This window comes from Lentzea sp. NPDC051838 (genome assembly GCF_040681245.1).
Classification (GTDB): Bacteria; Actinomycetota; Actinomycetes; order Mycobacteriales; family Pseudonocardiaceae; genus Lentzea.
Map to the genome: position 1 here is coordinate 1,110,097 of NZ_JBFAYI010000001.1, position 24,733 is coordinate 1,134,829.

The 24,733-nt window shown below is 68.3% G+C and carries 18 protein-coding genes; 6 read left to right on the forward strand and 12 right to left on the reverse strand.

Annotated elements, in window-relative coordinates; translation table 11 throughout:
* Nucleotide 1 precedes the first annotated feature (1 nt).
* Both AB0M24_RS05085 and AB0M24_RS05090 read left to right on the forward strand, forming a co-directional pair.
* A complete protein-coding gene (locus AB0M24_RS05085) occupies nucleotides 2-2,803 on the forward strand; it encodes a glycoside hydrolase family 2 TIM barrel-domain containing protein (RefSeq protein WP_363761203.1) in 2,802 nt (933 codons plus the stop codon).
* A 69-nt stretch (nucleotides 2,804-2,872) separates the two neighbouring features.
* Nucleotides 2,873-3,877 (forward strand): LLM class flavin-dependent oxidoreductase, encoded by a 1,005-nt coding sequence (locus AB0M24_RS05090; RefSeq protein WP_363761205.1) that lies wholly within the window; start codon nucleotides 2,873-2,875, stop codon nucleotides 3,875-3,877.
* Here the strand turns inward: AB0M24_RS05090 and AB0M24_RS05095 are convergent.
* Complete coding sequence (locus AB0M24_RS05095) at nucleotides 3,874-5,139, reverse strand: lanthionine synthetase LanC family protein (protein WP_363761207.1); 1,266 nt, start codon at nucleotides 5,137-5,139, stop codon at nucleotides 3,874-3,876. The genes AB0M24_RS05090 and AB0M24_RS05095 overlap by 4 nt on opposite strands.
* Before the next feature lie 23 nt (nucleotides 5,140-5,162).
* On the opposite strand from AB0M24_RS05095, the gene AB0M24_RS05100 reads away from it, so the two are divergent.
* Nucleotides 5,163-6,029 (forward strand): aminoglycoside phosphotransferase family protein, encoded by an 867-nt coding sequence (locus tag AB0M24_RS05100; RefSeq protein ID WP_363761208.1) that lies wholly within the window; start codon nucleotides 5,163-5,165, stop codon nucleotides 6,027-6,029.
* Nucleotides 6,030-6,065: 36 nt separating this feature from the next.
* A complete protein-coding gene (locus tag AB0M24_RS05105) occupies nucleotides 6,066-9,074 on the forward strand; it encodes a BTAD domain-containing putative transcriptional regulator (RefSeq protein ID WP_363761210.1) in 3,009 nt (1,002 codons plus the stop codon).
* Nucleotides 9,075-9,087: 13 nt separating this feature from the next.
* Here AB0M24_RS05105 and AB0M24_RS05110 read toward each other — a convergent pair whose 3' ends face one another.
* Together AB0M24_RS05110 and AB0M24_RS05115 are read right to left on the reverse strand one after the other, a co-directional pair.
* Nucleotides 9,088-9,861 carry an ABC transporter permease gene (locus AB0M24_RS05110; RefSeq protein ID WP_363761212.1) on the reverse strand — a complete coding sequence of 258 codons (774 nt, stop codon included), beginning with the start codon at nucleotides 9,859-9,861 and terminating at the stop codon, nucleotides 9,088-9,090.
* Nucleotides 9,858-10,811 (reverse strand): ATP-binding cassette domain-containing protein, encoded by a 954-nt coding sequence (locus AB0M24_RS05115; protein ID WP_363761214.1) that lies wholly within the window; start codon nucleotides 10,809-10,811, stop codon nucleotides 9,858-9,860. The genes AB0M24_RS05110 and AB0M24_RS05115 overlap by 4 nt, the downstream gene beginning before the upstream one ends.
* Nucleotides 10,812-11,217: 406 nt before the next feature.
* On the opposite strand from AB0M24_RS05115, the gene AB0M24_RS05120 reads away from it, so the two are divergent.
* Nucleotides 11,218-12,348, forward strand: a complete 1,131-nt coding sequence (locus AB0M24_RS05120) for a DUF222 domain-containing protein (RefSeq protein WP_363761216.1) — start codon at nucleotides 11,218-11,220, stop codon at nucleotides 12,346-12,348.
* On the opposite strand, the gene AB0M24_RS05125 is transcribed toward AB0M24_RS05120, so the two are convergent.
* From AB0M24_RS05125 to AB0M24_RS05165, 9 genes are all read right to left on the reverse strand, one after another.
* A complete protein-coding gene (locus AB0M24_RS05125; RefSeq protein ID WP_363761218.1) occupies nucleotides 12,300-12,794 on the reverse strand; it encodes a helix-turn-helix domain-containing protein in 495 nt (164 codons plus the stop codon). The two genes, AB0M24_RS05120 and AB0M24_RS05125, sit on opposite strands and share 49 nt — an antisense overlap.
* Nucleotides 12,791-13,732: an LLM class F420-dependent oxidoreductase gene (locus AB0M24_RS05130; protein ID WP_363761220.1), complete on the reverse strand. Its 942-nt coding sequence runs from the start codon at nucleotides 13,730-13,732 to the stop codon at nucleotides 12,791-12,793. The genes AB0M24_RS05125 and AB0M24_RS05130 overlap by 4 nt, the downstream gene beginning before the upstream one ends.
* A complete protein-coding gene (locus AB0M24_RS05135; protein ID WP_363761222.1) occupies nucleotides 13,729-14,835 on the reverse strand; it encodes an acyl-CoA dehydrogenase family protein in 1,107 nt (368 codons plus the stop codon). Before AB0M24_RS05135 ends, AB0M24_RS05130 begins: the two co-directional genes overlap by 4 nt.
* 123 nt (nucleotides 14,836-14,958) lie before the next feature.
* On the reverse strand, nucleotides 14,959-16,443 hold the full coding sequence (locus tag AB0M24_RS05140; RefSeq protein ID WP_363761224.1) for an alpha/beta hydrolase: 1,485 nt from the start codon (nucleotides 16,441-16,443) through the stop codon (nucleotides 14,959-14,961).
* Between the two features lie 68 nt (nucleotides 16,444-16,511).
* Nucleotides 16,512-20,075, reverse strand: coding sequence for a hypothetical protein (locus AB0M24_RS05145; RefSeq protein WP_363761226.1), 3,564 nt, complete (start codon nucleotides 20,073-20,075; stop codon nucleotides 16,512-16,514).
* A gap of 60 nt (nucleotides 20,076-20,135) precedes the next feature.
* Nucleotides 20,136-20,894, reverse strand: a complete 759-nt coding sequence (locus AB0M24_RS05150; RefSeq protein WP_363761228.1) for a glucose 1-dehydrogenase — start codon at nucleotides 20,892-20,894, stop codon at nucleotides 20,136-20,138.
* Entirely contained in the window at nucleotides 20,895-22,400 is a 1,506-nt protein-coding gene (locus AB0M24_RS05155) for an aldehyde dehydrogenase family protein (RefSeq protein WP_363761230.1), read from the reverse strand.
* An 8-nt stretch (nucleotides 22,401-22,408) separates the two neighbouring features.
* A complete protein-coding gene (locus AB0M24_RS05160; protein ID WP_363761232.1) occupies nucleotides 22,409-23,257 on the reverse strand; it encodes an SDR family NAD(P)-dependent oxidoreductase in 849 nt (282 codons plus the stop codon).
* Nucleotides 23,258-23,326: 69 nt separating this feature from the next.
* Nucleotides 23,327-23,518: a ferredoxin gene (locus AB0M24_RS05165; protein WP_363761234.1), complete on the reverse strand. Its 192-nt coding sequence runs from the start codon at nucleotides 23,516-23,518 to the stop codon at nucleotides 23,327-23,329.
* A 45-nt stretch (nucleotides 23,519-23,563) separates the two neighbouring features.
* Between AB0M24_RS05165 and AB0M24_RS05170 the strand changes: the two genes are divergently transcribed.
* Nucleotides 23,564-24,724, forward strand: a complete 1,161-nt coding sequence (locus tag AB0M24_RS05170) for an acyl-CoA dehydrogenase family protein (RefSeq protein ID WP_363761236.1) — start codon at nucleotides 23,564-23,566, stop codon at nucleotides 24,722-24,724.
* The last annotated feature ends 9 nt before the right edge of the window (nucleotides 24,725-24,733 follow it).

The following is a 24,733-nucleotide window of genomic DNA, read 5'->3' on the forward strand; positions in this document are numbered from 1 at the left end:
GTTGTACATCGAAGACATGGGTCCCGGTACCGGGACGTTGCCGCCACGTGCCTTCTTCACCTCGGACGCGGCGTCGCTGTCGCTGGACGGGACCTGGGAGTTCCGGCTGTCGCCGTCCGCCGCGGCCGCCGACAACCTGGAGGGCGACTGGGGCACGATCACCGTGCCGGGGCACTGGCAGCTGCAGGGTCACGGCAAACCCGCCTACACCAACGTGGTCTACCCGTTCCCGGTCGAGCCGCCGTTCGTGCCGTCGGAGAACCCGACCGGTGACTACCGGCTGTCGTTCGACCTGCCCGCCGAGTGGCCCTCGGACGAACCGGCCGTGCTGCGGTTCGACGGCATCGACTCGTGCGGACGGGTCTGGCTCAACGGCGCCGAGCTCGGCGTGACTCGCGGCAGCAGGTTGCCGTCGGAGTTCGAGGTCGGCCACCTGGTGCGACCGACGGGGAACGTGCTTTCGGTGCGCGTGCACCAATGGTCGGCCGGCAGCTACCTCGAAGACCAGGACATGTGGTGGATGTCCGGGATCTTCCGCTCGGTGAGGCTGTTGTCTCGGCCGCGCGGCGGTGTCGCGGACTACCAGGTGCACGCCTCCTACGACCACGTGACCGGCCTCGGCACGCTGTCGGTCGACGGCGCGATGGTCACGGTGCCGGACCTGGGCATCACGGATCTCCCACCCGGTCAGGAGATCTCCGTTCCGGTCGAACCGTGGAGTGCGGAAAGTCCAAGGCTCTACGACGGTTTCGTGCACACCGCCGTCGAGTGGGTGCCCGTGCGGATCGGGTTCCGGACGGTCGCGATCACCGACGGGGTGCTCACGATCAACGGCTCGCGCGTGGTGTTCCGCGGTGTGAACCGGCACGAGCACCACCCGGAGTTCGGTCGCGCGGTGCCACGCGAGTTCGCTCTCGCCGACGTGCTCCTGATGAAGCAGCACAACGTGAACGCCGTCCGCACCAGCCACTACCCGCCCGATCCGCACTTCCTCAAGTTGTGCGACGAGTACGGCCTGTGGGTGATCGACGAGTGCGACCTGGAGACCCACGGCTTCGGCGAGCTGGACTGGGTGAACAACCCGAGTGACGACCCGCGCTGGGAATCGTCCTATTTGGACCGGATGCGAAGGATGGTCGAACGGGACAAGAACCACCCGTCGATCGTGATGTGGTCGCTCGGCAACGAGTCCCACACCGGCCGCAACCTCGCCGCGATGGCCGCGTGGACCCGCGACCGCGACCCGTCGCGCCCGGTGCACTACGAGGGCGACTTCGACTGCGAGTACGTCGACGTCTACAGCCGCATGTACGCCTCGCACGCCGAGGTCGAGGACATCGGCCGCGAACGCAGGCACGGGATCCCGTTCGTGCTGTGCGAGTTCGCGCACGCGATGGGCAACGGGCCGGGTGGGATGCTGGAGTACCGCGAGCTGTTCGAGCGGTACCGGACCGTGCAGGGCGGGTTCATCTGGGAGTGGATCGACCACGGGCTGGAGGTCGGCGATCACTACGCCTACGGCGGTGACTTCGGCGAGACGATCCACGACGGCAACTTCGTGATCGACGGCCTGGTGTTCCCGGACCGCACGCCGTCGCCCGGCCTGCTGGAGTTCGCCAAGGTCTTCGAACCGGTGCGGATCACGGGAACCGCCGACGGAATCCGGATCTCGAACTTCTACGACCACGTGTCGCTGGAGCACCTGCGGTTCGACTGGGTCTACGAGATCGACGGGATCGAGGTGGCGACGGGTTCGCTGGAGGTGCCCGCGGTGTCCGCCGGAGGGCACGCCGACCTCCCGATCCCCACCCTGCCCGCGACCAACCCCGATCCCCTTCTGCCCGTTGCCGAGCCGGCTCGACAGTCCGGTGAAGGCTGGCTGACCGTCCGCGCTTCTCTCGCCGACGAGACCTCCTGGGCCGCCGCCGGCCACGTGATCGGCTGGGGCCAGCTCGCTGTCACCTCACCCGCGCCCGTCTCCCCCATCAGCGGCGTCGAGCTCGTCGGCGTGGGCGACGTCCTGTGGCTCGGTCCCGGCGAGTTCGACCCGGCCACCGGCCGTCTGATCCGGCTCGGCGACCACCCGGTCGAAGGTCCTCGCCTGGACCTCTGGCGCGCTCCCACCGACAACGACCGCGGCTCGGACAACCCCGAGGAACGAGCGTGGCGCTCCGCGGGCCTGCATCGCCTGCAACACCGCGTCATCGAGGTCGACGTCCAGGAGACGGCGTTGGTCGTCCGCACCCGTGTGGCGCCTCCGAGCTGGAGCTTCGGCATGTTCGCCGACTACACGTGGACCTCCGACGACACCCTGCTCAGGCTCCAGGTCGACCTCACCCCGGACGGCGACTGGCCGTGCACGCTCCCCCGCCTGGGCCTGCGCCTGGCACTGCCGGGAAGCCTGGACACCGTCGAATGGTTCGGCGCGGGCCCTGGTGAGGTGTACGCGGACAGCCGCCAGGCGGCGCGCATCGGCAGGTTCAAGTCCACTGTGGACGCACTCCAGACGCCGTACGTCTTCCCGCAGGAGAACGGCAACAGGGCCGACGCGCGCTGGCTGCGGCTGGGCGACGTCCAGATCAGCGGCGAGCCGGTGTTCGACTTCACCGCGCGCCGCTGGACCACGGAGGACCTGGACGCCGCTCGGCACACCACCGATCTCCAGCCTCGCGACCAGGTCTACCTGAACCTCGACCTGGCCCAGAACGGCCTGGGCACGGCGTCGTGCGGGCCGGGCGTGCTGCCGCAGTACCGCCTGCACGCCCAGAAGGCGAGCTTCGCGGTCACGTTCCAGACGCTCTGATTCCAGCATGTGGACCTAGTTGAGACGTCACCTAAACTCGGAAGGAGACTTGATCGAGGAGGGCGTCCCGTGCCGCGGAAGTCAGAGCCGTTGCGGAAGCTGGGTTTTCTCACCATCGGGCTGTTCGACGAGCACAACCCCGGCGCCGGTCACAACAGCACGCTGGAGATCATCGAGCTGGGCGAACAGCTCGGGTTCGACAGCGCGTGGGTGCGGCACCGGCACCTGCAGTTCGGCATCTCGTCGCCGGTCGCGATCCTCGCCGCGGCCTCCCAGCGCACCAGCAGGATCAGCCTCGGCACCGCCGTGATCCCGCTGGGCTGGGAGAACCCGCTGCGACTCGCCGAGGACCTCGCGACCGTCGACGTGCTGTCGGGCGGCCGGCTCAATCCCGGGGTGAGCGTCGGGCCGCCGATGTACTACGAGGACGTCAAGCACGCGCTGTACCCGGAGACCGCCGACGTCGAGAACTTCAGCTACGACCGGGTGCAGCGGCTGCTCGACTTCATCGCCGGTGAGAAGGTCACGGAGTTCAGCGGCACCAGGGGCATCGAGCAGTTCTCGGACCGCGTGCAACCGCATGCGGCCGGGTTGCGCTCACGGATGTGGTACGGCGGCGGCAGTCTGCGGTCGGCGAAGTGGGCAGGCACGAACGGCCTGAACCTGTTGTGCAGCAACGTGGTGCAGGCCGAGGAGTCTGAGGACTTCGCCGAGATCCAGCTGTCGCACATCAAGACCTTCCGCGAGAACGGCGGCGGCCGCGTCTCGCAGGGTCTCGTGGTGATCCCGACCGACTCGGCGACGCCCGAGCAGCGCGCCAAGTACCAGGACTACGTGGACCAGCGCACGGAACGCACCCGCACCCCGTTCGGGCCGCGCCGGTTCATGTTCGCGCCCGACCTGATCGGCACGTCCGCCCAGATCGCCGAGCAGCTGTACGCGCACCTCGCGTTTCAGGAGGTCGACGAGGTGGCGTTCGCGCTGCCGTTCAGCTTCGAGCACGAGGACTACGTGCAGATTCTCACCGACATCGCGACGAAGCTCGGCCCAGAACTGGGTTGGCAAGCTTCTTAGAGCGCCCACCAGGTGTCCATGCGCGGCACGGCGGTCGTGTCGCCCTGAGCGACGCGGCCTGCGTGGAACAGGAACCCCGCGATGCCCGCCGCGCCCTGCATCCAGCCGAGGCCGGCGGGCAGCAGCGGCTCGGCGTTCCTGTGCTCGACGAACCGCCAGCACACCCCCGCTCCGTCCGGAATCGCGCGGTCGACGACGACATCGGCGAGGTGCAGCGCGAAGTCGGTGTGCTCACCGGCGTCGAGCAACCGGTCACCGACGCCCGCCGTGCCGCAGCAACGGCCGTCGTTGTCCCAGAAGCCCGGATACCGGCGTTCGGGCAGACCGGAGACGCGGATGCTGTGCAGGCTCCGGCGGTGCCACTCGGCCACCGGCGATCCGGCCACCTCGGCGACGCCGGCGTGCTCCAGCGCCCGCCACAGCAACGAGGTTCCGGTCGGCCCGTGACACCAGCCGTAGCTGAACGGTTCCATGTCCTCCAGCAACGGGATGCGCAGCGGCGCCCGGAAGCCGCCGTCGCTCACGTCACCGAGCGCCACGAGGTGTTCAGCACCCGAGGCCGCCGCTTTGACGAGGTCAGGACGTCCGAACTCGGCGCCGGCGAGGGCCAGCGGGGCGGCGATGCCCGAGAGGCCGTGCGAGAAGTTGGGCATCTGCCGTTGCGTCACGCACCAACGCTCCGGCACCTGGATCCAGTTGAGCCCGGCCGGCGTCTCTTCGCGCTCGGCCAGCAGGATCCCGGCCGCCACCTCGGCGAGCTCGTCCGCACCAGCGACCCCTCGACGGTGCGCCCACACCGCCGCCAGCAGCACTCCCGCCGTTCCCGACGTGAGGTCGTGGCTGCGAGCACCGTCGAGAAAGCGCGGTGGGCTGTAGTAGTCGTCCGGCCATCCGTCCGGTGTGGACAGTTCGAGCAGCCGGGCGACCGCGGCCTCGGCACCGGGGGCGTCCAGCGCGCTCAGCACACCGATCGTGCAGGCGAGGCCGCTGAAGAACGAGTAGTCGACGGTCGTCTCGATGCCCGCGCGAACCTGCGCGGCGATGATCTCCGCGAGATTCTGCTCCTCGGGCGTCCAGTCCCGGACGCACCGGATCTCGGCCAGCACGTGCGCCAGCCCGCCGATGCCGTCGTACATGCTGTCGCGGTACTCGGGCTCCAGTTCGCTGCCGACGGCCGACGGTATCCACAGCGCGTCGTCGTAACAGACCTGGTCGAGCACCCACCGCCAGGCCTTCTCGGCGGTCCCCCAGTACGTTTCCATCGGACGATCATTACATTGCCGGTGTGACGGTGGAGCTGATTCTGGCCGAGGCCGACCTGACCGAGTTCACCGTGCGCCCGCTGGGCGGCGGCACGTACAACGCGGTGTACCGGGTGACATCACCCGAGGGCGACTTCGTGCTCAAGGTCTCGCCGTCCGACCAGCCGGGTCTCACCTACGAACGCAATCTGATGCGCACCGAGGCGCTGTTCTGCCGCCTGGGCCACGAGGTCGCGCCGGTGCCGGAGGTCGTGCACACGGACTTCTCCCGCACGCTGGTCCCCGGTGACGCCCTCCTGACCACGTGCCTGCCCGGTCAACCGCTCTTCGGACGCACCGACGTCGACAGGGCGTCGGTCCGCAGGCAGCTGGGCAAGGCGGTGGCGGGGTTGCACGAGGTCACCGGGCCGGGGTTCGGCTACCCGCAGCTCGGCCTGCACACGTCGTGGACCTCGGCGTTCTTCGCGATGGTCGACGCGGTGAGGGCGGACGCCGTGCGGTTCGGGGTGGACCTACCGGACATTTCGCTGGATCCGCGGGTGTTCGACGAGGTGAAGCGTCCTTCGCTGGTGCACTTCGACCTCTGGGACGGCAACGTCCTCACCGACACGGGCCTGACCGGTCTCGTGGACGGGGAGCGCGCGTTCTGGGGCGACCCGGTGGCCGAGTTCGTGTCGCTGGCGCTGTTCGGCTCCATCGAGGACGACGGCGATTTCCTGGGGAGCTACGGCTTCGAGTTCACGGATTCCGCGCGCATCAGGCTCGCCTCCTACCAGGCCTACCTGTACTCGATCATGCTGGTCGAACGGGTTCCCCGCGGCAGCTCCGATCCCGCGATGGAGCGCCTCGTCACCGACGCGTTGAGGCGTGCACTCGACGTTCTCCCCTGATCGCCGCTCGTGATCTGGAAAGCTGGACGTGTGCGCGTGGCATTGCTGGGTCCGACAACGGTCGAGACCGACGACGGCACACCGGTCGACATCGGTGGTGCCCGTGTCCGCATGCTCCTGGCGCGCCTCGCGCTCGACCCCGGCCGTCCCGTCGCGACCACGACGCTGATCGACGACCTGTGGGGCGAGCAGCCGCCCGCCGACGCGTCGAACGCCCTGCAGTCGCTGGTGTCGCGGCTGCGCAAGGTCTGTCCGGACGTGACGCTGGAGCCGGGCGGGTATCGGCTGGCGATCGCTCAGGACGACGTCGACGTCTTCCGGTTCGAACGACTGCGTGCGGCCGGACGGTTCGACGAAGCGCTCGCTCTGTGGCGTGGCGACGCGCTGGTCGACGTGCGGGAAGCGCCGTTCGCCTCACCGGCGGCGGCGCGTCTGGACGAAGCACGGCTGGCGGCCGAGGAAGAGCGCTTCCAGACCGGCGATCTCGACGTCGCCGCGCTGACCGCGATGCACGAGAAGCACCCGTTGCGGGAACGGCTCGCGGGCCTGCTGATGCGGGCGTTGTGCGCGCAGGGAAGGCAGTCCGACGCGCTGCGGGTCTACGAGGACGTGCGGGCCAGGCTGGCCGACGACTTGGGCGTCGATCCGTCGCAGGAGCTGCAGGACGTGCACCTCGCGGCGTTGCGCGGGGAGCTCAAGCCAAAGATGGCCGTCGACCGGTTGCCGGTGCGGCTCACCAGTTTCGTCGGCAGGGACGAGGAGCTCGCGCAGATCACCGACCAGCTCGACGGCGCTCGGCTGGTGACGCTGGTCGGGCCGGGTGGCGCGGGCAAGACTCGGCTCGCGACCGAGACGGCGGCACGGCATCCGTTGCACGCCAAGGGACGCGTGTGGTTCGCGGCGCTGGCAGGCGTGCGGGCGGCTGAGGACCTGGCGGGTGCGGTGCTCGGCGCGTTCGACCTGACGTTCGGCGGGGATCCGTTGCGGCGGCGGTCGGAGGGCATGGAGCGGATCGTCGAGGTGCTCGGCGCGGGCGAGTCGTTGCTGGTGCTGGACAACTGCGAGCACCTGATCAGCGCGGCCGCCGAGTTCGCCGGCGATCTGCTGCGACGCGTGCCGAACCTGCGCGTGCTCGCGACCAGCCGGGAGCCGCTCGCGATCGACGGCGAGTCGTTGTGCCCGGTCGGCCCGCTCGCCGGATCCGGCGCGGTGAGGCTGTTCCTCGACCGGGCCAACGCCGTGAAGCCCGGGTTCCGGCTCGACGAGTCCACCGCGGACGACGTGCACCAGATCTGCCGCAGGCTCGACGGCATGCCGCTCGCGCTGGAGCTGGCAGCGGCGCGGTTGCGGTCGATGACGGTCCGGCAGATCACGCAACGGCTCGACGACAGGTTCCGGTTGCTGACCTCCGGCAGTCGCACGGCACTCCCTCGCCAGCGCACTCTGCGCGCGGTCGTGGAGTGGAGCTGGGACCTGCTGACCCCGGAAGAGCTTCAGTTGGCACGGCGGCTGTCGGTGTTCCCGTCGGGTGCGGATCTCGCGGCGATCGAGAGGGTGTGCCACGAGGACGCGCTGTACGTGCTCACGTCGTTGGTCGAGAAGTCCATTGTGGACGTGTTCGAACTGGAGGGTGAGCCGCGGTACCGGATGCTGGAGACGATCCGGGTGTACGCGGACGAACAGCTCGACGCGTCCGGGGAGAAGCGCGAGATCCTCGACCGGTTCCGCCGGTACTACCGGGATCTGACGGAGACGTGGGAACCGCTGACGCGCACGGCGCGCCAGATCGAGGCGATCTCCATGTACGAGGTGGAGCAGGACAACATCGTGGCGGCGTTGCGCGGCGCGATCGACGACCGCGAGATCGGGCTGGCGGCGGACCTGCTCGGCGGCACCTTCTGGTACTGGCTGGTCAAGGGCGACAACGAACGCGCGGAGCTGTCGGTGCGCGACGTGCTGGCGCTCGGGGACGCGTTGCCGGAGGACCTGTTCGCGACGTTCAGGGCGATGCAGCTGATCATGGCCGCGATCCCCGGTCTGCCGGACAGCGCCGAGGCCGCGCGGGTGATCCAGGACTGCGTGCGCACCGGTGCCACGCAGAAGTACCCGTCGCTCGCCATCGCGTTGCCGATGCTCGCGTTCCTCAGCCAGAACCCGGATCTCGCACGCCAGGAGGTCGCGCGGGCGGCGGCGAGCGAGGACGCGTGGTCGCGGGCGGCGGCGGACTGGGCGTTGAGCTTCCTGCTGGTCGACGAGGGTGATCTCGATGCCGCCGAGGTGGCTCGTGATCGCGCGTACGAGCAGTTCATGGCGGTGGGCGACCGGTGGGGTTCGGCGATGACGCTCGGCATGAAGGCCGCGTTCGTCTCGCACACCGGCGACAACGAGGCCGCGATCGCGCTGTATCAAAGGGGTCTTGAGGTCGCGCTGGAGCTGCGGTCGCAGGACGACGCGGTGCAGCAGCGGTGGCGGCTCGCGGTCGAGTACGCGCGGATGGGCGACCACGAGTCGGCCGCGCGCGAGGTCGCCGAGGCCGAGAAGTTCGTGCAGAGCATCGGGAACGACCAGATGGCCATCATGGTCGGTTACGCGCGGGCGGAGGTCGTGCTGCGGTCCGGGCAGGCCGCCGAGGCACGTGCGTTCAGCGCTCGCTTCAAGGAGCTGGCCACGGAGTCGACCATGCTGAGCGCCTTCGTCACCGAATGGGGCGCGATGCTCGACGGGCGCATCGCGATCGTCGAGGGCAGGCCGTCGGACGCCGAGCCGCACATCGCGGTGGCGATCAAGACGACCGCTGAGCGCGGTGACATGCCGGATGTGGCGGCGGTGACGGAGTTGCTCGCGCTCGTCCGGCACGCACAGGGCCGGGACGACGCGGCTTTCCGATTGCTGGGGCTCGCCCAGTTGATTCGCGGACGGCTCGACCTGGGTGACCCGGATGTACGACGGCTGGTAGCTGCCATCGGTACGCCGGAACGCCTCGAGCTCACGAAAGCCGAGGCGTTGCAGGCGATCCACGCGGAAGCGGGCGTCAGTCTCTCCTGACGCCCGCCTCGTGTCAGACCCGCTTGCGGTAGGCCCAGGTGGCCAGCGGGAAGAACACCACGACCGCGCCGACCATCCACACCAGCGAACCGGCCAGCGGTCCCGCGATCGGGCCGCCGTTGAGCAGTCCGCGCAACGCGTCCGCCATCAGGCTGACCGGGCTGATGTCCGCCCACGCCTTCAGCCAGCCCGGCATCGTCGAGGTGCCGACGAACACGTTGCTGCCGAACGTCAACGGCATGATCAGCACGAACATCATGCCCTGCACCGCACCCGGCGTCTTGAGCAGCATGCCCACGAAGACCGACGCCCAGCAGAAGCACAACCCGAACAGCAACGCCAGGCCGACCGCGATCAGCAGCTCGACCGGTCCGGTTTGGACTCGGAAGCCCATGACCGTCGCGACGACCAGCAGCACCGCGATGCACACCACGTACCGCACGATGTCCGCCAGCACAGCGCCGATCAGTGGTGCCGACCTCGCGATCGGCATGGCGCGGAACCTGTCGAACACGCCCTTGGAGACGTCCGTGTTCAGCTGCACGCCCGCGGTCATGCTGGCCTGCAGGATGTTCATCACCAGCACGCCCGGTACCAGCATCTGCAGGTACGCGTCCGTGTTGCCGGCCAGTGCGCCGCCGAACAGGTAGGTGAACATCACCAGGAAGACGATCGGTGCGATCGTCACGTCGGCCAGTTGTTCGGGGTTCTTGCGGATCTTCAGGATGCCGCGCCACGCCAGCGAAAGGCCGTGGCTCACGCCCCTGTCCAACGAGATCGCGCTCATGCCAGGCTCCTTTCAGGCTCGCGCTTTCCGGTCAGCGCCAAGAACACCTCGTCGAGCGAGGGCAGTCGCAGCGCCAGTTCGTCCGCGGTGATCCCGGCTTCGTCGAGCTTGCGGACGAGCGTCGAGAGCAGCACCGGGTCGTTGACCGGCGCCGTGAGCAGGTTGGTGTCGTCGTCCCTCGTCGGCCTCGTTCCGGTGAGGTCACCGAGAATCCGTTGCACCACGTCGAGATCACGTGCAGATGTGGGTCGCACCTGCAACGTCTGCCCGCCGACGCGCCGCTTCAGCTCGTCGGCCCTGCCCTCGGCCACGACCCGGCCGTGGTCGAACACCGTGATCGTGTCCGCGAGTTGGTCGGCCTCCTCCAGGTACTGCGTGGTGAGCAGCACGGTGACGCCGTTCGCGACGAGCTTGCGGACCACGGCCCAGACTTCGTTGCGCGCGTGCGGGTCCAAGCCGGTGGTGGGCTCGTCCAGGTAGAGCACGGACGGGTTGCCCACCAGGCTCGCCGCGAGGTCGAGCCGTCGCCGCATACCTCCCGAGTAAGTCTTCGCGGCTCGCCCCGCTGCGTCGGTCAGCTCGAACTGCTCCAGGAGTTCGGCCGCCCTGGCCCGCGCCCCCGCACGGCTGAAGTCGAGCAACCGGGCGAGTAGGACGAGGTTCTCCGTGCCGGAGAGGTCCTCGTCCACGCTCGCGTACTGGCCGGTCAGGCCGATCAGCTTCCGGACTGCTCGCGGGTCCTTCACCACGTCATGTCCCCCGACCGTGGCATGTCCCGCGTCCGGGCGCAGCAACGTCGCCAGCACCCGCACCGCAGTGGTCTTGCCTGCCCCGTTCGGGCCCAGCACGCCCACTACCTTCCCCTCCGGCACCTCCAGGTCGACCCCGTCCAGCGCTTTGGTCGTCCCGTAGTGCTTGACCAGGCCCTCTGCCCTGATCGCCAGCGACATCGTTCTTTCCTCCCTGTGTTTCTGTCGGCTGACTGTGCTCTGGGGCGCTGTCAGGGTGCGCACAGACCGCTGTCAGCGGCTGGCAGCGCTCTTTTGGGGTCTGTGGTTGCGTTTTGGCGGGCGGGTTCCTGTTTTAAGGCGCGCCTTCGGCGAGCCAGCACATGCCCTCCTTCGTCGGGCGTGTGCTGGACCGGATTTCTGTGGTCCGGTTGCGTAGGTGGTTGCGGGGCGTGGTCTATTTGCGGGCGATTTCTGCCGGTTGCGTAGGTGGTTGCTAGTGGTTGCGTTGCGTCTAGAGAGAAAGACGCGCACGGTGCATATGGTTTTGGGTTTGACCTGCTGGTTCACTTGATCGGGTGACACCTTTTGGTCATTTGCGGAAATGATCTCGAATAGAATTGTGGACATGGAAGCAGTCGAGACCATCGATGCTCTCACTTACCACCAGAAGCAGATTGCCTATCATCAGGCGCAGTTTCTGCACGTTCTCGCCGACCACGCGATTGCGTGTGAGGGTGATGAGTTCTTCGAGGCTGAGATCGCGGCCGCGATGCAGTGGACTTCGCGGTGGGCCAGCGATCAGATCATCATGGCGTTGGAGATGGTCACCAAGTTGCCGCAGACGGTGGACGCGCTGGAGAAGGGTGAGATCGACTTCTACAAGGCGCGGGTGCTGCACGACAAGACCATGCCCCTGTCGGCGGATCACGCGGCTGAGGTGGAGGCTCGGGTGTTGGTGAAGGCGCCGAACCAGACCGGCGCGCAGATGCGGCAGCTCACCAACCGTGTCGTGATGCGTGTGGATCCGGAAGGCCACAGGGACCGGGCGGAGCGGCGCAAGGCTGAGCGTTGTACGGGGATCGACAAGCAGGAAGACGACATGGCCCGGCTGTTCGCCTACCTTCCGGCGGATGTGGCGCACAAGTGCTTCGAGCGTGTCGACACGATCGCCCGCGCCGTCCGCAACCCCAAGGACCCGCGCACGCTCGACCAGATCCGCGCGGACGTGGTGGTCGACCTGATCCTGGCGACCCGTGACGGTGCCAGCGCGGTCAAGACCGAGGTCTACGTGACCATCTCCGCCGCCACGCTGATGGGTCTGTCCGAACAGCCCGGCGAACTGGCTGGCTACGGGCCGATTTCCGCCGAGATGGCCCGAGAGCTTGCTGCCGACGCGACCTGGCGGCGGCTCCTGACCGAGCCGACGTCAGGTGAGCCCTTGGAGTTCGGCACCAGCACCTACCGGCCACCGGCGGCGTTGCGCAGGTTCATCTGGACGCGCGACCGGACCTGCCGCTTCCCAGGCTGCATGCGGCCGTCGCACGAGTCGGATCTGGACCACACTGTCCCGTTCCCCAAGGGCCCGACCTCGGAAGCGAATCTCGGTGCGTTCTGCCGCTACCACCACCGCGTGAAACACCGCTCCACCTGGGAAGTAGCCCAACGCAAGCCCGGAAGGTTCACCTTCCGCAGCCCGGCAGGGAAGACCTACACCCGCGAACCGGAACCGGTCTTGGGCGACCTGCCGCCCTTCTGAGTCGAGGAATCCCCGGAACGAGCGGACACGTTGTGCGCGGTGATCTCCTCACCGCAACACCGGCACGCCACGTACGCATCGCCGACCTGCCCACAAACGCTGTGCTCCAACACGACCGGCGGGCCATCGGGATCAGGAACGTACCGATCGCCCCACTTCATCAGGACCACGATCGCCGGGAACAACTCCAGTCCGGCAGGAGTGAGCCGATACTCCTCCCGATCCTCCGCATAGGGCACCCGCTGCAACAGTCCGAACTCGACCAGCGACTTCAACCGAGCGGACAACGTGGGCCGCGGAATCGACAGGTTCCGCACGAACTGCCCGTACCGCTTCACCCCGAAGAAGGCCTCGCGCAAGATCAGCAGCGTCCACCGCTCCCCCACCACGTCGAGCGCTCGCCCAACGGACTCGCCACGAAACCGGCGGTCCAGAGAGTCGGTCATCGGTGCCCCTTCGTCAGCAGTGGGGAGAGCGTAGTCAGCAGCCGCTCGCCGCCTGGGTCCTCGGCCGTCGCGGGCACCAAGCCGACGTGTGCGGCACCGGCCGCGAAGTAGGCGTCGACACGAGCCGTGATCGAAGAAGCCGACCCGATCGCGCCGACAGACTCCAGCAACGACAGCGGGATGTCCGGCGCCAGCGACGCACGAGGCTCACCGGCGCGAGCCCGCGACACGAGCGCATCGTGTCCAAGTTCGATGAACATCTCGCCATACCCCGGCGCCCCGAGGTAGACCGCGAGCTGCGAGCGCAGCTGAGTCAGAGTCGCAGGCCCCGGATCGAGAGCAGCGGGAACCCACACCGCGATCGGTGGCGCCATGGGTGTCAACGAGGGGAGCGTCTGGGCAACGGAAGCGACGTGTGCGGCGCTGACCAGGTTGAGCACCACCTCATCGCCTTCGGAAGCAGCCACGCGCATCAGTGCCGGACCGAACGCCGCCACCGAGATCGAAGTACCCGGAACCGGTTGCTGCAGCCGGAAACCATCGATCCGGTTCCCGTTGAGCAACGCCCGCGTGTCACGCACAGCAGCACGCACCGAAGCCACCGGAGTGAAGGGCCGTCCGTGCCACGACGACACGATCCGCGGACTCGAAGCACCCAACGCCAAGCGAGCCCGGCGGCCGGTGGTCGCGACCACTGTGGACAGTCCCAGCGCCAGAGCGACAGGACTCCGCACACCGGCGGCCAGCGGACCGATCGCCAGCGAGATGCTCGACGTCCGCAGCCCGACCGCGGTGGCCAGCGCGAACGCGTCGAACGTCGCCATCTCACCGATCCAGAGCATGCCGAACCCGGCCTCGTCAGCCGCCGAGGCGACCGACAGGGCTTCGAGCGGCGGCCGGTCGAGCCAGAACGGGGTGACTACACCGACAGAGTTCACAACTGCCCCGTCTGCGCGGGCAAGCCCAGCAGCACCTTGCCCGGCAACTCGTAGGACGCGAGGTTCACCTGGAAATGCGCGGTCGCGGTGTGCGCGTCACGGAACCGCCGCTGCACCGCCGCACCGTCGTAGATCGCGCCACCCCCCGAGAGGTCGTAAAGGCTCGACACGACGGATCGCGCGGTTCGGGTCGCATGCGTTGCGGCCAAACGCAATGCTGTTCGAGCCGGCACGGAGACCGAACCTGCCTGCGCCGCCTCCCAGGCCTCGTCCACCGCCGAGTAGAAGAACGCCCGAGCAGCCCGCAAAGAAGCCGACGCCTCGGCCACCGCGGCCTGAGTCGACGGGCGTTCGGCCAGAGTGCGACTGGATCCCATCGGCGACCGATCGACCGCGAGCGCCACGAAGTCGTCCAGCGCACCGAAAGCGTTGCCCAAAGCCGCCGCCGCGACCGACAGCGCGAAGAACCCGAAGATCGGGAACCGGTAGAGCGCGGGAGCGTCGGCGCCCGGACCGTCCAAAACGGACAGAACGCGGGAAGAAGGCACGAACACCTCGCGTGCCACCGCGTCGTGACTGCCGGTTCCGCGCAAGCCGGTCGTGTGCCAGGTGTCCAGGACCTCCAAGGACGACTTCGGCAGCGCCGCCACCTTCATCGCACCGGAAGAGTCGATGAAACCGGCGAACAACCAGGACGCGTGCCCGATTCCCGAGCAGAACGACCACTGGCCGGAGACGACCACGCCACCATCGGCGTCGACACCACGGCCGCGCGGCGCCCACACGCCGGCAGCAACCGTTCGGGGATCCCCGAACACCTCAGCAGCACCGTCGGCAGGCAGATAGGCGCCGAGCAAACCGCTCGTCGCCGCGATCGACACGCACCACCCGGCAGAAGCGTCACCTCGGGCGATCGTCTCGGCAACGGCCAGCGTCTCGCCCGGCGGACGCTCGATCCCACCGAGTGACCGCGGCACACCGAGTCCGAAGATCCGCTCCGAGTGCAGCAGATCCAGCAGCTCAGGAGCCAGCGCCCGGCCGGCCTCCGTCTTCGGTGCGACCGAACGGGCCAGATCGGCCACGGTCTGCGCGGCAGCCAGCACGGGCGCCTCCTGGTTCAGATTTCTTACCGGTTCAATTTCCTTACCGTAGTCACGGGCGGGCGACCAAAGCAAGAGGGACCCCGACCTGAACCAGGCGGAGTCCCTCTCGAGCAGACCGAACAGCTACGCGAACGGGCCCTTGTCGATGCCACAGGTCTTCTGCGCGGGCAAAACCCCGGTGAACAGGTATTCCCGCTTGACCTTCTCCGCACACGCACTGCGCACGTACATCGACGTGTGCCCGTAGCCCTCGACCGTCAGGAACCCGGTGCGAGACATCTCGGCAGCACCGTCACGAGCACCGTGCAGCGGCGTCGACGGGTCGAACCTGCTGTTGATGAACAGGATCGGCGCCGAAGTCCAGCGGTTCCACGGACCGGTGAAGCGGTCGTCGTCGCGACCCTGCCAGAACGCGCAGGCCATCATGTCGTAGACGACCGCACGGCCCCAGTACGGCACGCGCTGGTCCTCGCTGCTGCCGTACGCCGTGTACGCGGCGGTGTCACGCGGGAAGTCGCTGTCGGAGCACTGAACCGCGTTGAACCCCTCGAACCGGTTGGTGATGTACGGCTCGCCGGCCGCTCGGAGCGTTGCCGGAGCGTCCCAGATGCCCTGCAGGATCCTGGCAGTGTCCTGCCAGGTCTCGGGCTGCGCCAACGCGTCCCAGACGGTGCTGATCAACGTGACGCGGTCGAACCGGCCGTCCGGAGTGGAGACCGGGGAAGCCGTCACCTTGGCCACCAGAGAAGCCCACTTCTGCTTCAGGTCGCCACCCGCGAACGCGCACTTCGCACCAGGCGCCGCACACAACGACAAGAACTGGTCGAACGTCTCGGCGACCCCGCGCGGCACGTCCTGACGCGTGTCCAGCGGCACCGTGGTGCCCTGGTTGCCGTGCCCGGTCGCGTTGCCGATGAAGTCGAGCGAGCCGTCGAACGCGAACGCGCGAACCTTGTCCGGGAACATGTTCGCGTAGATCGCGCCGAGATGCGTACCGTAGGAAATGCCGTGGTACGTCAGCTTCTTGTCGCCGACCGCCTTGCGCAGCAGATCCAGGTCGCGCGCCGTGTTGGCGGACGAGACGTGGTCCAGCAGATCACCGGACTTCGCCTCGCAGCGCCGCACGAACTCCCGATAGCCCTCGTAGAACGCCGGCTCCTGAGCCGCGGTGTCCGGGTAGACCGGAATGGAGTTGAGGAAGCTCTGCTGCTCCTCGACGCTGTCGAAGCACCGCACCGTCGCGGAACGCCCGATGCCGCGCGGATCCCACGACACCACGTCGAACCGCGCCCGCAGCTCCGGCGAGAACAGCCACTCCCACTTGCCGCGCCCCCGCAGCCGGTCCACGCCGGACGCGCCCGGACCGCCGAAGTTCACGAACAACGAGCCGATGCGCTTCGAAGGATCCGTCGCGGGCAGGCGGATGACCGCGAGGTCGATCTTGGTGCCGAACGGCTGGTCGTAGTCCAGCGGCACCTTCGCGGTCGCGCACTGGAACCCGTCCTGACAGTCCTGCCAGGACAGCACCGGTGTCGCCGCTTCCTCCGCCGCGACGGCAGCCGGTGCCAAACCGATCAGCAGCGCAGCCGTGACCAGTATCGATTTCAAATGTTGCTCCCCAGTTCGAACCTCTCGATCACTCAGACGCCGAGAGGATCTCCGAGGTTGCACTCAGCTCACCGACAGGGCGGGCTGAAATCGAGACCGGGGAAGTACTTCTGCCACTCCTGAGGTGTGATCGTCGGATGAGGCTTCGCACAGATCCGTTCGGCCACCCGCTCAGGGTCCACCTCCCACAGCCGTGCGGTGTCGTCCTCGCTGCCGGTGCTGAGCACCCGGCCGTCCGGACTGAACGCGACGGAGTACACGCGGTCCTCGTGTCCGCTCAGCACAGCCGAAAGCGTCGGTGAACCAACTGAGGAGACGTCCCACAACCGTGCTGTGCGGTCGAAACTTGCGGTCGCCAGGGTGCGGCCGTCTGGGCTGAACGTCACCGACCAGATCGCGTCGAGGTGACCGGAGGCGGTGGAGAGGTGGCGTGGTGAGCCGGGATCGCTGATGTCCCACAACTGCGCGGTGCGGTCGATTCCCGCGGTGGCGAGCGTCCGGCCGTCCGGAGCGAACGACATCGAGTAGACGCGGTCGGTGTGGCCGCGTGCCTCGCCGAGCCTGCGCGGATGCGCCGGATCCGTGACGTCGTAGAGCCGCACCAGATCGGTCATCGCCACCGCGAGCACCCGGCCGCCGGGGCTGAACCTGATCATCGGGATCGCGTCGGTGAAGTCGTCGATCACCGAGACCGGTTCGCCCGACGACACGTCCCACAACCGCACCGCGTGTTCGGTACCCGCGCCCGCCACGATCTTCCCATCGGGAGTCAGCGCCACCGCGCGCAACGGATCCGGGTGGGTGAACACAGCGCCGTTCGACAGCCGGATGGTCCCGTCGATGCTGGCAGTGGCGAGCGTCGAACCGTTGAACGCCGCCATCTTCACCTCGTGCTGGTGTCCCGACAGGGTTTCGCGCAACACCGGGTGGAACGGATCGCTGACGTCCCAGCGACGTGCGGTGCGATCCTCGCTGCCGGTCGCGACCGTCTTGCCGTCCGGGCTGAACGGGGCCGTCCACACCCCGCCGGCGTGCCCGGCCAGCACCGGTCCCGGCAGGTCCGAGACGAGCACCGTGCGGTCGGCGCTCGCGGTGGCCAGGCTGCGGCTGTCCGGGCTGAAAGCCACGCCCCACACCACGTTCGTGTGCCCGGTGACCTGGCTGACCTTGACGACCTTGCGCGGATCCGTGATGTCCCAGACCACGCCGAGGTGGTCCCAGCCGACCGACGCGAGCATCCGGCCGTCCGGGCTGAACGCGATGCCCTGCACGGGTTCGCCGTGCCCCTGCAACGTCGACAGCGGCGTCAAACCGTTGAGGTCCCACAACCTCGCGCTGTGGTCGAAACCGGCGGTGGCCAGCATCTTGCCGTCAGGGCTGAACGCCACGGACTCGACCGAGTCGGTGTGTGCGGTGATCATGCCGACCTGGCGCGGGTTGTGCCGGTCGGAGATGTCCCACACGCGTGCCGTGTCGTCGTCTCCGCCCGTCGCGATCATGCGGCCGTCCGGACTCATCGCCAACGCCCCGATCGGCCCGGAGTGACCACGCGCCTCGGACAGTTGCGACGGAGACGTTGGTTCGGCCAAGTCCCACAACCGAGCCAGGCCGTCCGCGCCGACGGAGACGAGCGTGCGCACGTCCGGGCTGAACACGACCTTGTAGACGCCGTCCGCGTGCGCCTTCACGGTGGCGAGCGGCTGCGGCGAACGGCGATCTGTCATGTCCCACAAGCGAACCTCACCGGACGACAGCCCGGCCGCCATCCGTTGTCCGTCACTGCTGAACGCGAGACCGCTCACCGCACCGCCGACGTCGTTCAACGTCGTGAGCTCGGTCAGCGTCTTGGTGTCCCACAACCGGATCGACCGGTCCATGCCCGCGGTGGCGAGCAACTGGCCGTCCGGGCTGAACGTCGTGGTCAAAACCCAGCCGCTGTGGCCGGTGAGCGGCACGCGATACGGCGACGAGAAGGCGCTGAGCAGACTGCCGCGCGCTTCCACCGTCGGGCTCAACCGGTACGCGGCCAGGCTCAGCTGGGCGGCGAGCGACGGGTTGACCGACCTCAACGCGGCCGCCTGGGTCGCGACGTCACGGGACAGAGCGGAGTTCCGTTGCTCGGTCGCGTTGCTCTCCGACCGCACGGCGTACACGGAAGCGCCTACCGCCACCAACAACAGCACCGACAGCAGAGCGACAAGCCGGCGCAACGTGCGGGCACGAAGCCGTTCGGCGGTGCGTTCTCGTTCCGCGGCAACAACACCGGCGGCGAGGAAGCGGCGTTCGGTGGCGTTCAGCGCCTGCGGGTTGCGCTCGGCCCAGTCCTTGGCCAACGCCAGCCTGGTCCCCCGGTACACCGAGCCGTCGTCCTCGCCCACCGCTTCCCAGGCCTGCGCGGCCGTGGTGAGCTGCCGGTGCACGCGCAGACCCTCGCGATCCTCGGAGATCCACTCCCGCAGCCGCGGCCAGGTGCGGATCAACGCCTCGTGCGAGATCTCGACACCCGCCTCGTCGACTGTGACCAGACGGGCGGCAGCGAGTCCGTCGAGCACGTCGTTCGTGTCGGAATCCAACTCGTCGCGGGAAACCCGTCGCTTGGTGTCCTCGGTGCCCTCACCTGGTGCGGTCAACCGCAGGAAGACTTGGCGCGCGAGCACCCGCTGCCGGTCGTCGAGCGCCTGGTACGCGTCCTCGGCGGTCTTGGCCACCGCGCCCCGGATCCCGCCCGCGGCCTCGTAGCCGAGCAACGTCAGGGTGTTGCCACGACGTCGGCGCCAGGTCTCCAGCAACGCGTGCGACACCAACGGCAACGCGCTGGCTTGACCTGCCGCATCAACAGCCACCTGGGCCATCAGCGCGGTCTCGATGGCCAGTCCGGCGGACGTGGCGGGACGCGTGACCGCCTGCCGCAGCTCCTCCGCCGTCATCGGGCCGACGGGCACCTGCACCGCGAGCAGCTCCGGATGCGCGAGGCAGTGCTGGTAGAAGTCCGCCCGCAGCCCGAGCACCACGCGACGACGGGTGGTGAGCAGCGCGGAGATGTACTCGGCACGCTCGGCCTCGTCGGGGCACAGCGTGAAGATCTCCTCGAACTGATCGACCACGACCAGACCGTCGCCGTCCGGAACAGCTGTGCCAGGGGTGATCACGACCGCCGGACCGTCGAACCTCGGGATCAGCCCGGCCCGCAGCAACGACGACTTGCCCGCTCCGGACGCGCCGATGACCGTCACCAGGCGATGTTCGGCGACCCGCGCGACCAGTTCGTCGACCAGGCGTTCGCGGCCGAAGAACCGGTCGGCGTCCTCCGCCTGGAACGCCGCCAGCCCCACGTACGGCGCGTCCTCGTCGGGCTCCGGCGGCCGGGCCAGCGCGGCCGACACCTCGTGCCAGCGCTCCGTCCACTCGGCCTCGTCGCCGTCGCACACCCGGACATACGCGACCAGCACCGCGAGGCTCGGCAGCTTGTGGCCCGCGGCGGCCTGCGACAGGCTCGCCGCCGAGTAGTGCGCGAGCCCGGACAGCTCCCGGTAGGTCGGGTTGCCCGCCTTCTCGCGCAGTTTGCGCAGGTCCGCCGCGAACCGCAGCAGGATCTCGTCGCCCGACACCAACGGACGTTCACGCCTTGCCATAAATCCCCCAGATAGTTCCCTATCCAGAGGATCGCGCAGCCGCCCCCCGTGATACCGGTTTCAGCTGAGAGCGTGAGTGGCGGTCGCCCCTCCGTCCACAGCGAACTCGGCGCCGGTGCAGTAGGCGCTGTCATCGCTCGCCAGGAACAGCACCACGTTCGCGACGTCGTCCGGCTGGCCGACCCTGCGCAGCGCGACCTTCTTGCCGATCGGCGAGATGTCGACCGGCCGTCCGAGCGCCTCCCCGACCATCGGGGTGTTGATCGCGCCCGGATGCACCGAGTTGACCCGGATGCCGTGCTGGCCGAGCTCCATCGCGGCCACTTTGGTCATCCCGCGGATCGCGAACTTGCTTGCGGTGTAAGCAACCAGGTACGGCATGCCGCCGAGACCCTCGACACTCGATACGTTCACAATGGATCCACCACCGGCGCGCGTCATCGACTCGACGACCGCGCGCATGCCGAGGAACGTGCCGACCTGGTTGATGCCGATCACGCGTTGGTAGTCCGCGAGCGTCGTGTCCGCGAGCGCCGAGAAGTGCAGAATGCCCGCGTTGTTCACGAGAACCGAGATGTCGCCGAACGTGCTGATCGTGAACGCGATGGCCTCGGCCCACTCGTCCTCGTTCGACACGTCGAGGTGGCAATACGCAGTGTCAGACTCTGAGCCCAGTTCTGCCGCGAGCTCCTTGCCTTGGTCGTCGAGGACGTCGGTGATCATCACCCGCGCGCCTTCTGCCGCGAACCTCCTGGCCGCGGCTGCGCCCTGACCTCGGGCCGCGCCGGTGATCAGCGCGGTTTTGCCTGCGAGCCTCATCTACATCAGCTCGTCGGTCAGCGGCATCATCACGGTCTTGAGCTCGGTGTAGGCCTCGTAGGCGCTCTGCCCGCCCTCGCGGCCCAGCCCGGACTGCTTGTAGCCGCCGAACGGCACGTGCGGTTCGAGCTGGAACCCGTTGATGCCGACCATGCCGACCCGCAGCCGCTTCGAGACGCGGAACGCCCTGCGCACGTCGTTCGTGTAGATACCGGCGCCCAGGCCGTACTCGGTGTCGTTGGCGATACGGATGGCTTCCTCTTCGTCGTCGAACGGCACGACGGTGAGCACCGGACCGAAGATCTCGTCGCGGGCGATCGTCATGTCGTTGCTCGCGTCGGCGAAAATCGTTGGGGCGACGAAGTTTCCGGACGCGTAGTCGCCGTCGAGCCTTGTGCCGCCGGTGACCAGTCGAGCGCCGTCCTCCTGGCCCTTCTCGATGTAGCCGAGAACGCGGTCCAGTTGCTTGGCGTTGATCAGCGGCGCCGCGAGCACAGCGGGGTCGAACGGGTCGCCGAACGTCACCGCGGTCGCGAGCATCTGGGCCATGTTCACGAACTCGTCCTGGACCTCGCGCGCCACGAGTGCGCGGGTGTGCGCGACGCACGCCTGACCGGACAGGCCCATCGTGACCATGCCCATGCAGGTCATCGCGGCGAGGCCTACGTTCGGCGCGTCCGCGAACACGAGTGCGGGCGACTTCCCGCCCAGCTCCAGGGAAACGCGCTTCATCGTGCCTGCCGACGCTTCGACGATCCTGCGGCCGACCGCGCGGCTGCCCGTGAAGCTGATCTTGTCGACGCCGGGGTGGGTGATCAGCGCTTCACCGGTCGGGTTGCCGGGGCCGGTGACGAGGTTCACCACGCCTTCCGGCAGTCCTGCCTCGATCAGCAGCTCCACCATGCGGATCACGCAGAAACTCGCGTACTCCGACGGCTTCACCACGACCGTGCAGCCGGCTGCCAGCGCGGGCGCGAGTTTCTGGGCGAACAGCACGAACGGCGCGTTCCACGGCAGGACCGCCGCGACGACGCCGACCGGTTCGCGGAACGTCATCGCCAGGTGGTCGCCGCCCTGGTACGGCGGCAGCGTCTGGCCACCGACCTTGTCGATCCAGCCGGCGTGGTGGTCGAAGATGTCCGCCGCGATGCCGACCGAGGTCGCGTAGATCTGGCCGAACGACAGCGGGACGCCGTTGTCCAACGCCTGCAGGCCGCGCAGCTCGTCCGCGTGTTCCCGCAGCAGGTCGCCGTACCTGCGGAGGATCTTGATGCGCTCGCCGGCCTTCGACCTCCCCCACGAGCCCTCGTCGAACGCCTTGCGCGCGGCCATCACCGCGGCGTCGACGTCCTTGGCCGACGCGACGGCGAAGCTGCCGATCTCCTCGCCGGTCGCCGGGTGGTGGTGGGTCCAGGTCTCGTCGGCTTCCCTGAACTCGCCGCCGATCAGGAGCCGCCCGTCCTTCAGACCCAGCGTCTCGCGATGCGGTTGGACGGTGAGCGTCACAGCTCCTCCTACAAGGACATCGTTTCAGTACAGGCGAAAGACTTCTGCGGATCGCGGTCGGCGAAGTAGCCGTCGAGATCGGTGAAGGCGTCGAACTTCCGCTCCACCGTGGGCGGCGCCATCAGCGCGACCATGCCACCGTGCACGACGAACACCTGACCAGTGATCTTGTCGCCGGACGGGCCTGCCAAGTGCTTGACGAACTTCGCGACGTGCTCGGGTGCCAACGAGTCGTCGCCCTCTGGCGCGTCCCCGAACACATGCGCGGTCATCTGGGTACGTGCCCTGGGGCAGATCGCGTTGGCTTTGACGCCGTAGCGAGAGCTGCCTCGTGCGGTCGCGACCGTCAGCGCGGCGATGCCCGCTTTGGCCGCGGCGTAGTTGGCCTGGCCTTCGCTGCCCAGCAGGAACGCTTCCGACGACGTGTTGACGATCCGCGCGTAGACAGGTTCGCCCGCCGCCTTGGACTGCTGCTTCCACAACGAGACCGCGTTGCGCGACAACAGGAAGTGGCCGCGCAGGTGGACCTTGACCACCAGGTCCCACTCCTCGTCGGTCATGTTGAAGAGCATGCGGTCGCGCAGCACACCGGCGTTGTTCACGAGCACGTGCAGGCCACCGAAGTGTTCGATCGCGGCGGAGACGAGCGCGTCCGCGGTGCTGCGTTCGCCCACGTCACCCTCGACCACCACGCACTTGGCGCCCAGCTCCTCGATCTCGGCCGCAGCGGCGTCGGCCGAGCCCGGCAGGTCGTTGAGGACGAGCGACGCACCGGCTCTCGCCAGCTCCAGTGCTTCGGCTCGACCGAGTCCGGCGCCCGCGCCCGTGACTACCGCGACCTTCCCCGCAAGGTCCACAAGAGACTCCTCATCGGCACTGAGTACCCGTCGCACACTAGAATCTGTTCCTGTTCATGACAAGGTCCATCAGCGTGAGAGCCGCAGCGCGCCCATCGGGCACGACGCGACCGCGCGTTCGGCCTGCCCCACTTCGCCGTTGGCGAGCTCACCGTCCCGGATCTGCAAAATCTCGTCATCGTCGAGGTCGAACACCTCGGGCAGGATCGCCATGCACTCGCCGTGCGCCTCGCACAGCGCCGGGTCGACTTCGACCTTCATCGCAGCCTCCTGACAGCAAGTAGAACTTGTTCTAGAGTAGCGGTCATGCGCATCGGTTTCACGCCCGAACAGGAGCAGTTGCGCCAGGAGTTGCGGGCGTACTTCGCCGCGCTCATGACGCCGGAACGCCGGGCAGGACTCGCCGGCAGCAGCGACTACGGCGATGCCGAGGTCTACAAGGACACCGTCCGCCAGATGGGGCTCGACGGCTGGCTCACCATCGGCTGGCCCCTCGAGTACGGCGGCCGGGACCGGCCGATGATCGAGCAGCTGATCTTCCTGGACGAGGCCTCCGCCGCCGGCGCGCCCGTGCCGTTCCTGACGCTGAACTCGATCGGGCCGACGATCATGGCGTACGGAACACCGGAGCAGAAGGCGTTCTACCTGCCTCGGATCGCGTCCGGGGAGATCCACTTCGCGATCGGCTACTCGGAGCCCGAAGCCGGCACCGACCTGGCCGGGCTGAAGACGCGCGCGGTCCGGGACGGCGACGACTACGTCATCAACGGCCAGAAGATGTGGACGAGCCTCATCCAGTACGCGGACTACGTGTGGCTCGCCTGCCGCACCGACCAGGAGTCGCAGCGGCACAGGGGTTTGAGCATCATCATCGTGCCGACCACCGATCCCGGCTTCTCGTGGACGCCCGTGCCGACCATGTCCGGGCCCACCACCAGCGCCACCTTCTACGACAACGTGCGCGTGCCCGCGTCGAACCTGATCGGCGAGGAGCACAAGGGCTGGAAGCTCATCACCAACCAGCTCAACCACGAACGCGTCGCCCTCTGCTCGGCCGCTCCCCTGCAGACCGCGCTGCGGGAAGTTCGTCAATGGGCGGACGAAACCGGTGCGGTGAAACAGGAATGGGTCCGGCTGCACCTCGCTCGCGTGCACGCCAAGACCGAGTTCCTGAAGCTCATCAACTGGCGGATCGCCTCCGGTGGTGACGAAGCGCCGTCGCCCGCGGAAGCGTCGGCGACCAAGGTGTTCGGCACCGAGTTCGCGACCGAGGGCTACCGGCTGCTGATGGAAGTGCTGGGCGCCAACGGAATCGTGCGCGGCGGCTCCCCCGGCGCTCTGCTGCAGGGCCGGGTCGAGCGCATGCACCGGTCGTCGCTGATCCTGACGTTCGGCGGCGGCACCAACGAGATCCAGCGGGACATCATCGCGCGGGCCGGTCTCGGTCTGCCCGCCGTGCCTCGATAACGGGAGACT

Excerpts from the sequence above, each read along its gene's own strand:
- AB0M24_RS05150 (WP_363761228.1), bottom strand. The coding sequence starts at position 20,894 with ATGAGGCTCGCAGGCAAAACCGCGCTGATCACCGGCGCGGCCCGAGGT.
- AB0M24_RS05145 (WP_363761226.1), bottom strand. The coding sequence starts at position 20,075 with ATGGCAAGGCGTGAACGTCCGTTGGTGTCGGGCGACGAGATCCTGCTG.
- AB0M24_RS05095 (WP_363761207.1), bottom strand. The coding sequence starts at position 5,139 with ATGGAAACGTACTGGGGGACCGCCGAGAAGGCCTGGCGGTGGGTGCTC.
- AB0M24_RS05115 (WP_363761214.1), bottom strand. The coding sequence starts at position 10,811 with ATGTCGCTGGCGATCAGGGCAGAGGGCCTGGTCAAGCACTACGGGACG.
- AB0M24_RS05120 (WP_363761216.1), top strand. The coding sequence starts at position 11,218 with ATGGAAGCAGTCGAGACCATCGATGCTCTCACTTACCACCAGAAGCAG.
- AB0M24_RS05110 (WP_363761212.1), bottom strand. The coding sequence starts at position 9,861 with ATGAGCGCGATCTCGTTGGACAGGGGCGTGAGCCACGGCCTTTCGCTG.
- AB0M24_RS05165 (WP_363761234.1), bottom strand. The coding sequence starts at position 23,518 with ATGAAGGTCGAAGTCGACCCGGCGCTGTGCGAGGCGCACGGCGAGTGC.
- AB0M24_RS05170 (WP_363761236.1), top strand. The coding sequence starts at position 23,564 with ATGCGCATCGGTTTCACGCCCGAACAGGAGCAGTTGCGCCAGGAGTTG.
- AB0M24_RS05125 (WP_363761218.1), bottom strand. The coding sequence starts at position 12,794 with ATGACCGACTCTCTGGACCGCCGGTTTCGTGGCGAGTCCGTTGGGCGA.